The 15,154-nt window shown below is 33.3% G+C and carries 14 protein-coding genes and 1 pseudogene; all 15 read right to left on the reverse strand.

Going from position 1 to position 15,154, the window contains the following annotated elements; all coding sequences use genetic code 11:
- Positions 1–369: 369 nt before the first annotated feature.
- The 15 genes and pseudogenes from DWV06_RS05645 to DWV06_RS05715 all read right to left on the reverse strand — a co-directional run bounded on the left by DWV06_RS05645 (position 370) and on the right by DWV06_RS05715 (position 15,071).
- Positions 370–1,038, reverse strand: coding sequence for a PIN domain-containing protein (locus DWV06_RS05645; RefSeq protein ID WP_115481205.1), 669 nt, complete (start codon positions 1,036–1,038; stop codon positions 370–372).
- Between the two features lie 317 nt (positions 1,039–1,355).
- Entirely contained in the window at positions 1,356–2,174 is an 819-nt protein-coding gene (locus DWV06_RS05650; RefSeq protein ID WP_115481206.1) for a hypothetical protein, read from the reverse strand.
- A 228-nt stretch (positions 2,175–2,402) separates the two neighbouring features.
- Positions 2,403–4,628, reverse strand: coding sequence for a S8 family peptidase (locus DWV06_RS05655; protein ID WP_115481207.1), 2,226 nt, complete (start codon positions 4,626–4,628; stop codon positions 2,403–2,405).
- Between the two features lie 4 nt (positions 4,629–4,632).
- Positions 4,633–5,664: an ATP-binding protein gene (locus DWV06_RS05660; RefSeq protein ID WP_115481208.1), complete on the reverse strand. Its 1,032-nt coding sequence runs from the start codon at positions 5,662–5,664 to the stop codon at positions 4,633–4,635.
- A gap of 268 nt (positions 5,665–5,932) precedes the next feature.
- Positions 5,933–7,411, reverse strand: a pseudogene (gene lysS / locus DWV06_RS05665) (lysine--tRNA ligase); the annotation flags it as partial.
- A 14-nt stretch (positions 7,412–7,425) separates the two neighbouring features.
- Positions 7,426–7,908, reverse strand: coding sequence for a transcription elongation factor GreA (gene greA, locus DWV06_RS05670; RefSeq protein ID WP_115481210.1), 483 nt, complete (start codon positions 7,906–7,908; stop codon positions 7,426–7,428).
- Between the two features lie 150 nt (positions 7,909–8,058).
- A complete protein-coding gene (dusB, locus tag DWV06_RS05675) occupies positions 8,059–9,036 on the reverse strand; it encodes a tRNA dihydrouridine synthase DusB (RefSeq protein ID WP_115481211.1) in 978 nt (325 codons plus the stop codon).
- Between the two features lie 5 nt (positions 9,037–9,041).
- On the reverse strand, positions 9,042–9,812 hold the full coding sequence (locus DWV06_RS05680; protein WP_115481212.1) for a type III pantothenate kinase: 771 nt from the start codon (positions 9,810–9,812) through the stop codon (positions 9,042–9,044).
- A gap of 10 nt (positions 9,813–9,822) precedes the next feature.
- Positions 9,823–10,158: a DUF6145 family protein gene (locus DWV06_RS05685; RefSeq protein WP_115481213.1), complete on the reverse strand. Its 336-nt coding sequence runs from the start codon at positions 10,156–10,158 to the stop codon at positions 9,823–9,825.
- Positions 10,159–10,178: 20 nt separating this feature from the next.
- On the reverse strand, positions 10,179–11,159 hold the full coding sequence (locus DWV06_RS05690; protein WP_115481270.1) for a biotin--[acetyl-CoA-carboxylase] ligase: 981 nt from the start codon (positions 11,157–11,159) through the stop codon (positions 10,179–10,181).
- Positions 11,159–11,431 (reverse strand): hypothetical protein, encoded by a 273-nt coding sequence (locus DWV06_RS05695; RefSeq protein WP_115481214.1) that lies wholly within the window; start codon positions 11,429–11,431, stop codon positions 11,159–11,161. Before DWV06_RS05695 ends, DWV06_RS05690 begins: the two co-directional genes overlap by 1 nt.
- A gap of 1 nt (position 11,432) precedes the next feature.
- A complete protein-coding gene (gene argF, locus DWV06_RS05700) occupies positions 11,433–12,368 on the reverse strand; it encodes an ornithine carbamoyltransferase (RefSeq protein ID WP_115481215.1) in 936 nt (311 codons plus the stop codon).
- Positions 12,369–12,391: 23 nt separating this feature from the next.
- Entirely contained in the window at positions 12,392–13,588 is a 1,197-nt protein-coding gene (locus tag DWV06_RS05705) for a patatin-like phospholipase family protein (protein WP_115481216.1), read from the reverse strand.
- 97 nt (positions 13,589–13,685) lie between these two features.
- Entirely contained in the window at positions 13,686–14,633 is a 948-nt protein-coding gene (locus DWV06_RS05710; protein WP_115481217.1) for an SPFH domain-containing protein, read from the reverse strand.
- 3 nt (positions 14,634–14,636) lie between these two features.
- Positions 14,637–15,071: an NfeD family protein gene (locus DWV06_RS05715; RefSeq protein ID WP_115481218.1), complete on the reverse strand. Its 435-nt coding sequence runs from the start codon at positions 15,069–15,071 to the stop codon at positions 14,637–14,639.
- Between the last annotated feature and the right edge of the window lie 83 nt (positions 15,072–15,154).

Below are 15,154 nucleotides of genomic sequence, written 5' to 3' on the forward strand. Positions count from 1 at the left end.
TATGAAATGTCCTAATATTTTTACCATACTTTTGACCACACGCTATTTCTCGCATGTTTATGATTATTATTTGATTGTCGCTGACTTCATAGATTGTAGATTAATTCGTTGTAAATAAGAATACCAATCGAGCACATTGTATTAATTTGAACTGATTTTCGTCTTATTTATCAATCGATTTCATCGTCGGGAGCACTTCGAGTAATAAAGTATTATTATATATCATGTCCTTTTCACCCTATTTTTCAAATATTCCCCAAATGTATTATCAAGTACCATTCGGTACCATAAAATAAAAATTTGCTGTACTTTTGCTGTACATTGCACTTTATGCTGTACTCACTTCAAAGATCTTTTTAAAACTCTTTTCTAAAATACATCTAAGTTACGCGTTAAATCTTCTAAAGCTGTTTTTTTCTTATCATCGGTTACTTCTGCGTTTACTAATTGTCCAAATGTTCTTACATAGTGAACATTCTCTTTTATTCCGTTCTTTTCTAAATCAGTAAGTATATCATTATGTAGACTGTTTTTATTTTCAGGATCCGAAAAATCTTTATAATTTCCAGTAACAAAACAAATTATATCTTCGATAGTAATACTAATAAAATCATTAATATTTATCAATGTTTCTGTTATTACACCATCGCCATTAGATTCTTTTTCAACTTTATGAAATGGTGCTCTCTTATAAATTTTTCTTTTCAACACCTTGTCCATAAGCGAAATATCTTTTAACTGAACACAATTTTTATGAGACAGCATCATATCCACCGTATCAAAGATATCTTCTTTGTATTTGCTTTTATTACTTTCAAATTTAGTTAAAGCCTCATTTAATTCTTTTATTGCATTCTTCTTATAATCGGTTAGATTCAACCCTTCAACTGTTAACGTTGACACACCATATAAGTCCTTGATATTATCCAAAACTTCCTGAATCTTTTTTCCAACACTTGCAAACTCTACTTCAAGATTTCTATATATCTCTGTTTTAATAATCTCCGGAACCACAAGTTTAATTTCATCATAATTCATAAGTTAATAAAACTATCCAACAACTTATTATTTATTTGATGTCTGCGATCAACAACCATATCAATAATTATATTTGCATCCTTACTTATATAAATATTCTAAAATAGATTGCAAGATACGCAAAAGAGCCAGCTCTGCTATTTTTGCATCTTGTCAGGTGATAAAATCCCCTGAAACCCCTCATATTTGTTATGTCAGTTACTTTTTGTCACTCATAATTGTAAAATGAGTGAATTTTTGTAACTGACTTTGGCAGAATGAGTGAACTTTGTTAGTGAACATTTTAAAAATCACTATAAAATAATCACGACATAATCCTACGAATATATCCATGGTTTCATCTCTAGTTCCTCTTCCAAAATAATATGTTTTCCATCCTTGCCACTTACATCAGCTTCATAAATAACCATATGTATATATTGTTTAGCATCTCTTCTTTGATTTTTAGTAAGATATATTCCTATATTATAAAAATCTGTGTATCCTTCCTTCTTTTCGATTTCTTTATCCTTAATAGTAAAGTATTTACTATATGTATTTATTTTTTCTTTAACGATCTCACTTATTTGAGAACCAAAAAGAAATGTTTTATATATAGTAATTGCTTCCTGATACCGCAACATAGCATATGGTATATTATATTTATTTACTGCCTTATAGCTGTATGCATTTGATGCCATGAACACTTCTTTCATATGCTCTAAAACTTTATTCGATATATTAATCCCCACAATACTTCTTATATTCTGTTTGATACGGCTCCAATTATTTTCAATTATAATCCTTATTTCTTCTGATACTTTGGTTTTTGTTCTTATTTCGGTATTCCCTAATGGAGATGGCTTATACAAAGAACAGTTTTTCTTTTCGATTTCATTCCAATATGGAAACCCAGAAACTGCCCCTCCTGTATGCTTTCCATACATTTTCACAATATGAGTTTTATTCTGTATCATTTCAGCTCCATACAGATTAATGATTTGTATGGGATTTCCACATTCAGGGCATATTGCATACAAAGTCAATTTTTTATCTTTCTTTTGCCTATAATAAGGATATTCATGACTAGTTTGCCTTTCGAACTCATCTACAGATAGCTCAAATCCCTCTCCCTTTTTTATTGCAAATACATCCATACTTTTCACTCCTCTTTCTTACTTTTCATCATACATTCATAATAATCAAATCCATCATTTAAAGGATAAAATACTTTTCCACACAAAGTACTTTATCTTAACTTTTTGATTTTGGATATGAAGTGCTTCCAATCGCCAAATATAGTTAATTTGATACTTTTTGCTTTAGAATTAAAATAATCAAACTCATGTTGATAATATCCCATAATGAATAACTATCTTATTTAATCATTCAAAATCTTTAAAATCTATTTCTTCTTCAGCTATATTATAAATATCAATTCTATTTTCGACCTCAATCTTATTTACAAGCCAGCCCCTTAAAGAACAATTCTTTATAAATTCATCTATTCTATTAACACCATTTATTTCTTTCAAAGTTACCACAATTGCAAATTTTATTCCTTCTCCATATTTTTTATTTAATCTTTCTTTTGTTTTTAAACTTACCCCCCATAATCCCTTACCATAGACCTCCTTAGCACGACTTCTTTGTGTATATACCTCTCTTATATGTTTAATGTTATCCCATTTTCTAAACAATTTACGTGCATCCTCTTCAAATACAAAATGCTCAGTTTCATCTGTTTGATAATTATTGTTAATTGGTTTTATTTTATTATTTAACCTTCCAAATGATATATCTAGTTCTGTATTTGTATAATCTACACCTTGATTTCTATTGCAACAGGGGAAGTAGCATAATGTAGCTTTTGCAACAAATGGATGCTTTTTCTTATTAATTGGAATTGGAATATTATAATTGTATGTATCATATTTTTCTGAAACTCCTGATAATATAAACTGTATTTCATCATTAGATGAATGAATAATATCATCTATTTTTATAGGAACTGTTCCATATCCAACTAAAGACGCTTCTTCCTCTTGCTTATTCCATCCAGTTGAGGCATTTATAATCAGAGCTTTAGCAACCTCTCTACTTAATCCTAATATATCTATCAAATAAGACATTTTCCTTGCTATCCAAGGAGCTGCAAATGAAGTACCCTTAACAAACGCTTCACCCATTGGAGTACATACTCTTATTAAATTTCTTCCATCTCCACCATAATAACAAACATCTGGTTTTGTAAAGAATGATAATACTGGTCCTTTTCTAGAATATGATGCTGCTTTTTTTTCAAAATTTACTGAATTAATAACTAATGAATTTATAGAATCTGCTGGTGCTCCAATAAATTTTCGTATTTTTTCTTCCGAAGATTGGTTTGTTCCAGCGATAATAAAAATCACATCATTCTCATATTGAATTTTATCAAGTATTGCTGCTTCTGGAGAAATAAAGTTTTTATTGATCTCTAATTTTGAACCTAAAGATAAATTCCATACTTTTATATCCTTATTTTTAGATATTATTTCATTTATATCTCTTAAAATAGCAAAAGAACTAAATTGATTTCCAGCGGCTACCCCAAAATGTCTTACACGAAATCTTCCGCAACCATCATCCATTTGTGGATTAAACGATGGTCCATCTACAATTATTGAAGATACTGCTGTACCATGTTCATAATCTTTACTTGACAGTGGAATGTCTTTTGATAACATATTGGTAAACTCCACCCATTCTGAAAAATATACATTCTCATCAAACATAGTATCTATAACTCCAATTGTCGGTTCATTCACAGGAGAAGGTATTTTTATTTCTTCTTTTTCACAAAAATCAAAATCATCTTTTGTAAGTTCAGTGATATTATGCACGGCCATCGAAATCAAAAAAGGAGCCTTTTGTTTTAAAACATTAAGTTCATCTGGGCGCAAAAGTAGTGTTGTATTATCCATTACCCTTGTAAATTGTAAATTCATACCCAGCTTTCCCATTAACTCTACTGCACTTTTTTCTGTTTTATATATTGTAATTAATGAATCTTCTTTAAATTCTAATTGCTCATCAACTAAAATACCAAATTTTTCTACATAGTAAGAATCTACAATAACTTTTAAAAAATTAGTTTTTGCAATTTCTGTAGGGTTAAATACAATCTGTTTCATGTTTATTTTTTTTATAGTATCACAATTTATTTCTCCTCCAAATGTATGATTCAATATTTGAAGACATGATTGAAGACGAATAATTGACTCCTCTATTAATTCTATTGTGAGATAATGCGTTATAATATGTTTTGGAGATTTACTTTCACTAAATCTTGCACCAACAATAGTACTGTTAGCGGAAATATTTCCTTTTGTTAACAATCCATTGATTCTATTACTTTTTGCAGCCACTTTATTATAATAGACACTTATTAATGCTCCAGAAAAAAGAGTATCTTTTTCCCAATACTTCTTTAGCTCTATAAGATCATTGCAAAGTTTTTTCAACTTTGTTACTTTTACTACTTTTCCACTCGGTAAATTTGGTGGTCCTGGTTTGGAATTATTTGGTGCCTGTTCAAATGTCCCCTTAAGTTGTAATACATTATTCATATAGCTACTCCTTTAGTTCTCTAGAAACTTGGCTTTTTGATACTCCAGTCAAAATTTCAATTTCTCTTACTGTGAATCCTTTTTCTTGTAGATCTTTAAGACTCAAATCTGTTTTATATATTGCATTAAAAAGTCTTTTTAAATAATCATATTCTGCGCCAGGAGCACTAAATGCTAGTGATGTTTTTATCAAATTTTTTAATTCTCCTGGGTATGGAATTTGTTCAAATAAAGAAATTATTTTTTTAAATAACCTCATATTTCTTCCAACTGATTTAAATTTAGGTAACATTTCATTTAATATTATCTCAGCAATATCCAATAAATCATCGCGTGTATAATTACTGAAATCAATAACTGAATCAAATCTTCTAACCAATGCCTTATCAAATGATTTATATAAATTTGTTGTTGCTATTAAAACTACTTTATCACTCAAACCATCTAGTCCTTTTAAAACAGAAGATGTTGCTCTCCCCATTTCTCTCAAATCATTTGAATTAATCCTATCTATTGCTATTGCATCAATTTCATCAAATAAGACTATAACTTTTTCAGGATGAGATAGATTTGCAATTTCTTGAAAAAGACTAGATATATTTTTTGATGTTTGCCCAAGTTTACTGTCAACTACCAAATCAAAATCGACAACAAATAATTCTCTTTCAAGTATACGAGCTATTTGTTTTGCAGTCTCTGTTTTCCCTGTTCCAGGTGGACCTTCGAATAAAAATTTATTAACTCCAACATTATGTCCAACTGCATTAACAATGCCTAAAATATTATCTTTAATAACATCGGGTAACGGAAGGGCTTCTGTATTTGTATCTACAAATCTAAAATACTTATAATCTTCACTATCCATTTGGGGCGAGAAAGTATTTGCATCTGACAAGAGCGCCATAATATATTCTGAAAGTTGATAATTCCCTATATTATCAAAATATTTTGCAATTTCATATGCTTCATTTCTAAATGCATTGTCATTTTTTTCCGCATAATATTTTATTAAATTTAAAACGTTCTTTTTTTTCATATTCTTCACCTCATAAACATTCTAATACCAACGGGACTAAAAGTCAATATTTGGGACAATATTTTTATTTTTTAATGATGTACGAAAAATAAAACAAGGACATCTTTTCAAAATCTCTTTCAAAAAAATGTCCTTAATAGGTACAAAATTATTAAATTAATCTTTGAATACAAATACATATTATCAAGTACTATACACTATATATTTGCTGTACTCTGTACTAACCAAGTACTTCAAACCCTTGATTTTCTTGAGTCTATTTATCCAAGCTCTTCATCGTAGGGAACAACAACACATCACGAATTGCCGGCGAATCAGTTAACAGCATAACAAGTCGATCGATTCCAATCCCGATACCCCCAGTAGGCGGCATACCATGTTCTAATGCATTCAAGAAATCTTCATCTACGCTATTCGCTTCTTCATCTCCCAACGCTTTCAATTCTTCCTGCGCTTCAAACCGTTCTCTCTGATCAATCGGATCATTCAACTCAGAGAAAGCATTCGCCATTTCTCTTTGAGTAATAAACAATTCGAATCGTTCCGTATAATCAGGATCTGTAGGTTTTTTCTTAGCCAGTGGAGAAATTTCCACCGGATGATCCATAATGAACGTAGGTTGAATCAATTTTTCTTCCACAAACTCTTCGAATAACAAATTCAAAATATCGCCCTTTTTGTGTCTGGCTTCATAATGAACCTCATGTTTATCTGCAATTGCTTTCGCTTCTTCATCCGTCTTAACCGTACTAAAGTCAATATTTGCATACTTCATAACCGCATCGACCATAGTGAGACGCTCAAACGGTTTTGCTAAATCAATTTCAACATCTCCATATTGAATCTGAGTCGTACCTAAAACTTCTTGCGCCACATGACGGAATACATTTTCACATAAATCCATCATCCCATAATAATCAGTATAAGCTTGATACAATTCTAATAATGTGAACTCCGGATTATGTCTGACAGATAAGCCTTCATTACGGAACACACGCCCAATCTCATAAACTTTCTCAAGTCCACCTACAATTAATCTCTTCAGATATAATTCAAGAGAAATTCTTAAATGTACATCTTCATCCAATGCATTATAATGTGTATCGAATGGTCTTGCTGCAGCTCCTCCTGCATTCGGCACCAACATAGGTGTTTCCACTTCCATAAATCCTTGTCCATCCAGGTAATGGCGTATGGAACTTATGATTTTAGAACGTTTAATGAAAGTATCTTTGACTTCCTGGTTCATAATTAAATCAACATACCTTTGACGATATCTGATATCTGTATTAGTCAGTCCGTGGAATTTTTCAGGTAATATCTGTAAGCTCTTAGAAAGTAATTTCACCTCAGATGCATGAATAGAAATTTCTCCTGTTTTGGTTTTAAAGACTTCCCCTTTAATACCTACAATATCCCCGATATCCATCTTCTTAAAATCTTTATAATGATCTTCACCTATTTCGTCTCTGGCTACATAAGACTGGATATTTCCTTCTAAATCCTGAACATTACAAAAAGATGCTTTTCCCATAACACGCTTCGTCATAATTCGTCCTGCTATGGAAACCGCATTTCCTTCTAATGTATCAAAATTATCTTTAATTTCTTGACTATGGTGAGTTACATCATATTTCATGATTTCGAATGGATTCTTTCCATTATCCTGTAACTCTTTAAGCTTTTCACGGCGAACCTTTAATAGCTGATTAATGTCTTGTTGCTGTCCATTCTTTTGTTCTGACAATTTTTTTCACTCCCTTAATTGGATCTTTGAATCTCTAATACTTTGTATTCAACAATCCCTGCTTGCGTTTCTGCTGTTACGGTATCTCCCACTTTTGCCCCGATAAGAGCTTTCCCTACAGGAGATTCATTCGATATTTTACCTTGTAAGCTATTGGCCTCCATAGATCCTACAATTTTAAATTCTATTTCTTCTTCAAACTCACAATCATAAACTTTTATTTTACAACCTACATTTATTTTGTCTAAATCGATTTCATCTTCTACTATTACTTCTGCATTTTTTAGGATTTTTTCAATTTCTTCAATTCTAGCTTCGATGTCTCTTTGCTCATCCTTTGCAGCATCATATTCAGCATTTTCAGATAAATCCCCTTGCTCTCTGGCTTCCTTAATTTTCTGAGCTACTTCTTTTCGCTTCACTACTTTCAGGTTTTGAATTTCTTCCTCTAATTTTTTAAGTCCCTCGTAAGTAAGTAAGTTTTTCTTTTCTTCCATGCTTATTCCGCCCTTTCGAATGATCTATATTTTATACCAATCATACATATTAACAATCTCAGTATTATAACTTAAAGGTGTTTCTATGTCAAGATACTAATTTATCTTTTCCTGTTATCAATTTCTTATTCCCAAAAAGACAGTTAGTGACTATAGAAACGTATTCAACAAAGTTTCTAACTGTTCATAATTTTCTACCTTATTTACCTGATTTCTTAACTGTGCTGAATGAGGAAAACCACTGATATACCATGCTACATGTTTTCTCATTTCCCGAATTCCAATAAAGTCTCCTTTATATCGGATCAGCAAATCAGCATGGCGCAAAATCATTTCCTTCATCTCTTGACAGGTTGGTTTTTCTATCAATTCACCTGTTTCAAAATAGCCAAGAATTTGTTTAAATAACCATGGATTCCCTCGGACTCCGCGTGCAATCATGATTCCATCACAGCCAGTCTCTTTCTTCAAACGAACCGCATCCATTGGTGTTAAAACATCCCCATTTCCAATCACCGGAATACTTAATGCTTCTTTCACTTGACGTATGATTTCCCAATCTGCCTTTCCGGAATAATATTGTTCTCTAGTTCTACCGTGAACCGATACCGCTGATGCTCCACAGGCTTCTGCAATCCTGGCAATTTCTACCGCATTAATATTGTTATCGTCAAATCCCTTCCGAATCTTAACTGTTACAGGCTTTTTTATTGCTTTTACTGTCTTTGTAACAATGTCTTCCACCAGTTTTGGATTTTTCATTAAGGCTGAGCCATCCCCATTATTTACAATTTTAGGTACCGGACATCCCATATTAATATCCAGAATATCAAATGGTCTTTCTTCAATTTCTTTCGCTATCTCACTGATTACTGTAGGATCTGAACCAAATAGTTGAAGGGAGACCGGTCTTTCTCTTTCATCAATCTGCATAAGTGAAATTGTTTTTTTATTTCGATATTGAATCGCTTTAGCACTTATCATTTCCATACATATAAGACCTGCACCCTGTTCTTTGCAAAGTAAGCGAAATGGCAGATCGGTCACACCTGCCATTGGCGCCAATATTAAATTATTCTCTAATGTTACATTCCCGATTTTTAATTCATTCGTTCCTATTTGTTTCATCTCTTTTACTTTCTTTGTTTATCATATATAAAACGCATTCCCTGTAAAGTCAGATCCGGATTATAAATATCAATAGATTTTGTTTCTTTTGCAATCACTGCTCCCAACCCGCCTGTTGCAACTGTTGTGATATTACGAATGCCGGATTCTCTTTTCATACATTCAATGATGTATTCAGTCTGACCAATCTGTCCATATACAAGACCGGCCTGCATACTTGTAATTGTTTCTTTTGCAAGGATAGACGCTGGTTTCATAATTTCAATCTCTGGCAGCTTCGCTGCTTCCTTCCACAAAGACATCGCAGAAGTCCGAATTCCCGGCGCAGTGACTCCAGCTATAAACTCATCTGCCTCGTTAATCATATCATATGTCGTTGCGGTCCCAAAATCTACAACAATTATTGGTCCGCCGTATAATTCTTTGGCACCTACCACATCCACAATCCGGTCTGCTCCTAATTGCTTCGGATTTTCCACTTTCAATTTGATACCTGTTTTAATTCCTGCCTCTACAACAATAGGCGTAATATTTAAATATTTTATCATTCCACTTAAAAGTGAATGCATGATATTAGGCACAACTGAAGCCACAATGATATCCTTTATGTCATTTACTTCAATATTCCTATGTTCCAATAAATCACAAATACAGATACCAAACTCATCAGAGGTTCGTTGCATTTTAGTCGTTACTCGAAACTTTGCAATTAAATCTTTTTTATTAAAAACACCAAGTGTTATATTAGTATTCCCAACATCAATTACTAATAACATAGTCTCCTCCTTATTCAGTTTCCAGATCTTGTCCAAGGAAAAACACTTGATAAAACATTTGTAATGCTTCTAGCAAATCTCCTTTGGTCTTTTGAATTTCTTTTATCTTAAGTCCACTTCCTATTTCATCAAAATAACACTCATTTTCATGGGTGACCTCAAATGTCAACTCTCCTTCTTCATTAAAAATCAAAGTAAGAATTCCACCCACTTCTTCTGTATATAAAACACACATAATCTTCAATTCGTCTTTCACCTGTGCCGGTAAAGCTTCAAAATCTTCATTTAGATAATATTTCTTTTTGTATGAATTTGCTCCACATAGAACGACTTTTTCCTGATACATATTAACTCCTTTTTGATTTCTCACACATATCCATATAATCCCCGCACAGAAACTTCGCCTGCATATACAAGTACTTTTGTTCCATCCTGCTGCCTGATAATAAGTTCGCCCCTAGAGGTAATCCCTTCAGATACTCCGAAATACTCTCCCTCTTGTTGCGTAACTTTAACCTCTTGATTCAGATTAATTAAATGGCTGTCATACTCATCCTGCAATAATGACATATCCTCCGTCTCCATGAATTTATCATAATATGTTTCAAAACATTCCATGACCTTTACAATAAGCCTGGCACGATTGTAACTTTGATTTCCTTCTAATTTTAATGAAGTTGCCATTTTTGAAATAACTTCCGGGAAATAATCTGTATTAACGTTAATGCCAACTCCAACTACAATATGGTTGATATAATCTATTTGAGCACTCATCTCTGTAAGTATTCCACAAACCTTCTTTTTATGAATGACTAGATCGTTGGGCCATTTAATCTCTCCTTCTAATCCGGTCACTTCCCGGCAGGCTTTCAAAACACTCAGTGCCATGACCAGAGTGAGCATAGATGCATTGGCCGGAATTATATCCGGTTTCAAAATAACGGACATCCATATACCTGTCCCGGAAGGAGATTCCCACGTTCTTCCTCTGCGTCCTCTACCCGAATTTTGTTTGTCTGCCACTACTAAAGTTCCATGTATGGCACCTTCTTCTGCAAGTTGTTTGGCTGTAGTATTCGTAGAATCTACTTCATCATAAAATTTTACACTTTTACCTGCCCACTGCGTATTCATTAGGCTTCCTAATTCTTCCTGAGAAATTTTTTCAGGATAATCAATCAGCCTATAACCTTTATTCCTTACAGCTTCTATTACATAACCTTCTTCTTCTAATTTGCGGATTGCTTTCCAGACAGCAGTTCGTGATACCCCAAATTGTTCACAGAGCTGTTGTCCTGATATGTAATCCTTACTTTCCCGTAATGCTTTTAAAATTTCCGTTTTCATTAATTTCTCCATAAATTTATTATTGAAATGATAGCTCCTCCTTGAAGAGTAAATCCGGCAATCCAATATATTATAGTGGAAATACGACGCCTTTTTATATCACTCTTTGCAGCAGCTAATAAATTCATCATACCACCTAAGCAAAGGATACCAGGAATCATGATTATATGGGCTTTAAAATCCAGGAATAATACAATAGTCATACCCAGGATTATAAATCCAATCACAAAATTAATGATATCAAATAAAAAAATTTCTTTTTTTCTCTCCATACTACTCTCCTAAAGTAGCTACCATTACTGCTTTAATTGTATGCATTCTGTTCTCTGCTTCATCAAACACAAGAGATTTATCAGATTCAAAGACTTCTTCCGTGACTTCATTTCCCTTAACAGCTGGAAGACAATGAAGAAAGATTGTAGAATCTTTGTCTGTCTTATCCATTAATTCTTTATTGATCTGATAAGGTTTTAAAATTGCTATACGCTCTGCAGCCTTATCTTCTTCTCCCATAGAACACCAAACATCTGTATATAATACATCCGCACCTTTCACCTGCTCTATATCCTCTGTAATAGTAATATTGCTGCCCGATTCTTTCGCATATTCTTTACAAAGCTCTGTCAAATCTCCTGTAGGCCACAAAGTCTCCGGCGCAATAATCGAAAAATTAATACCTAATTTGGCTGCTCCAATCATCAGACTATTGGCCATATTATTTCTTCCATCACCCAAATATACAAAATTAAGACCTTTTAAGTAACCAAAATGTTCTTTCATCGTTAGAAAATCTGCAAGTATCTGCGTAGGATGATACTCATCTGTAAGTCCATTCCATACCGGTACATTGCTATATTTTGCAAGTTTTTCTACAGTCTCATGTTTGAATCCACGAAATTCAATCCCATCAAACATACGCCCCAGTACCCTCGCTGTATCTTCAACACTTTCCTTGTGCCCCAATTGAAGATCATCTTTACCTAAGTATTCGGGATGAGCCCCCTCATCTACACACCCTACCGTAAAAGCGCATCTGGTTCTCGTTGAAGGCTTTTCAAAAAGCAAAGCAATATTTTTCCCTTTGAGTGAAGTTCCCAGAATCCCTTGTTTCTTTTTTCTTTTTAACTCGCCCGCCAAATCGATTAAATATTCAATTTCTTCTGCTGTAAAATCTTTTAATGTTAAGAAACTGCGTCCTTTTAAATCCATAAATACCTTATCCTCCTAACTTTTTATTCTTCCAGCTCTTTTATAATCAACTGCTTATCATTCAATATGCAATGTACAAAAAGTGGAAGGGTTCTTAAATTTTCCGTATTATAAACTCGTTTAACAACTAATTGCTTTAATTCTTGTACCGTATATATCCTGTACTTTTGTATCTTCAGAATTTTTGCTGCTGCCTCAAGCATACTAAGATATAAAGTCTCGTAATTCCATTCTTTGCCCAGCTTCAATTCTAAGGCGATTGCAGGATAGATAACTTCTACCAAAGCTCTTATGTGATAACCCTCTTTGGTTATGTTGACCTTATAAATTGATAATATAAAAGATAGTACTTCTTTTTCAAGAGTTACCAGTTGATTTAAATAATAACATTCTTCTTCCTTTTGTTCAATATAATAAATGGTACCTTTTAATCCATAAATCAACCGCATCGCATCAAAATATCCTATTTTTAGATTTCGTCTGCTTTTTTTGCTGTCAAAATCGAGCATGTTGCCTAGATTTACTCTAGGGGATATTGTTAATAAAACAGTATCATCTGATATTTTGACTTTCTTTTCTCTTCCCATTCCAAAAATTCGAATTGATATTATATTTTTATATCCTCGTTCAACGAGACAATTTAGCGGAACGTTATTAATCATACCTCCATCAATGTAAATTTTACCATGAAGTCTTTCGTTCTTAAAAACCGGAAGATAAGAACTGGCTAGTAAATAATCTGCTAACAGACCATCAGGCTCTTTTTGTATATCGATATCCAGTTCTTTCATATCTGAGATTGAAAAGGTCAATAAATATAGCTTAACAGAACCATTTCTTATAAATTCTTCATCAATGTTCTCTTCAATCATCTGTCTTAGAGGTGTTACATCTGCACCTTTATTTCCTGCAATTCTTGTAAATTCTCTGACAATCTCCTGGGCTTTTAAGTTTTTTCCAAAAAGCTCTTCCATTACTTTGTCATCTACATCTATAACTTTTGAATATGCTATATTTCCCCACAATTCTTCCGCCTTTTGTACATCCCCCATACAAATGAGAGCCCCATTCAGAGCTCCAACTGAAGTACCTGCAACTGCACAAATTTTAACACCAGATTCGACTAATGCTTTCCATGCACCGATCTGATAAGCACCTTTCGCTCCGCCACCTTCCAGAACCAATCCATATTCTTTTGTCATATCAATAACTGGTATCATAACTTTCCTTCTCCTGATTCACAAAATGTAAATCAAAGAGAAGATACGTAACCTACTGTTTACGTATCCCCTCTAATCTTATACGGAACTTAACCGCTTATAAATTCTGTTGTTCTGCTATTGGTTCCTCTACCGCTACCTCTTTTATAGATTTTACCAAACCTGCAATTCCTTGAATTTCGGAAGGGATAATAATCTTCGTAGCTTTTCCATCTGCCGCTTTTGCAAACGCTTCTAAACTCTTAAGTTGAATGACTGCATCACTTGGTGCTGAATCTTTAATAAATCTAATACCATCTGCATTTGCTTTCTGAATAGATAAAATAGCCTCAGCCTGACCTTGTGCTTCTTTGATCATAGCTTCTTTCTTTGCTTCTGCGCGAAGGATAGCTGACTGTTTTTCAGCTTCCGCATTTAAAATTACGGATTCTTTCCTACCTTCTGCAACAAGGACTGTTGATTTCTTTTCACCTTCTGCACGTAAGATTGCCTCACGACGTTCACGTTCTGCCTTCATCTGTTTTTCCATAGCATCTTGAATCGCTTCTGGTGGAATAATGTTTTTCAATTCTACACGGTTAACTTTGATTCCCCATGGATCGGTAGCAACATCCAGTGCAGTTCTCATCTTTGTATTAATCAGTTCTCTTGAAGTTAAAGTTTGATCAAGTTCAAGATCACCAATAATATTTCTCAATGTGGTCGCTGTCAGATTTTCAATTGCTATGATTGGATTCACAACTCCATAAGCAAACAACTTAGGATCCGTAATCTGATAAAAAACAACCGTATCGATACGCATCGTTACATTATCTTTTGTAATAACAGGTTGTGGTGCGAAATCAACTACCTGTTCTTTTAAAACAACTCTCTTGGCAACTCGGTCGATCAAAGGCAACTTAAAATGGATACCAACTCCCCAAACTGCCAAAAATCCTCCGACACGTTCCACTACTAACGCCTGTGCCTGAGGTACTACTTTAATACATGATACGATAATTAATAATAGTACAACTACTAATACCGCAATAGCTATTACTTCCATTTTTTAATCCTCCCTAACTTTTACTATTAATTTTACCCCGCTGATTTGGATAATAGTCACTTTTTTTCCTTCTTCAATTATTTTACTATCTTCCTGAGATCTGGCTGTCCATTCTTGACCATTCAGACTAACTGTCCCTTGGGCCTGCAAATTGTTAATTGTCTGTGTTACAATTGCAGTTTGACCAACAAGACTGTCAATATTGGTATTCACCTTTTTGCTTTTTAAATATCGGACTGCAATAGGTCTAGTCACAAAAAGTAATAAAATCGATACAGCAAAAAATAGAATAATCTGTACAGGAAGAGTTGCTCCAAGCAGCGCTGCTACGAATCCAACCAATGCTCCACCTGCAAACCATATCGTAGTAAGTCCTAACGATATTATCTCTATTACTACAAAGATAATAAAGAACACTAACCAATAGATCGGTGTCATATCTATCCCCTCTTTCTATCGTTTTATACATAATACTATACTTGTTGCCAATTTACAACAAGAAATCAAAAAAGAAGTTTTTA

Source organism: Anaerosacchariphilus polymeriproducens (assembly GCF_003363435.1).
Classification (GTDB): domain Bacteria; phylum Bacillota; class Clostridia; order Lachnospirales; family Lachnospiraceae; genus Anaerosacchariphilus; species Anaerosacchariphilus polymeriproducens.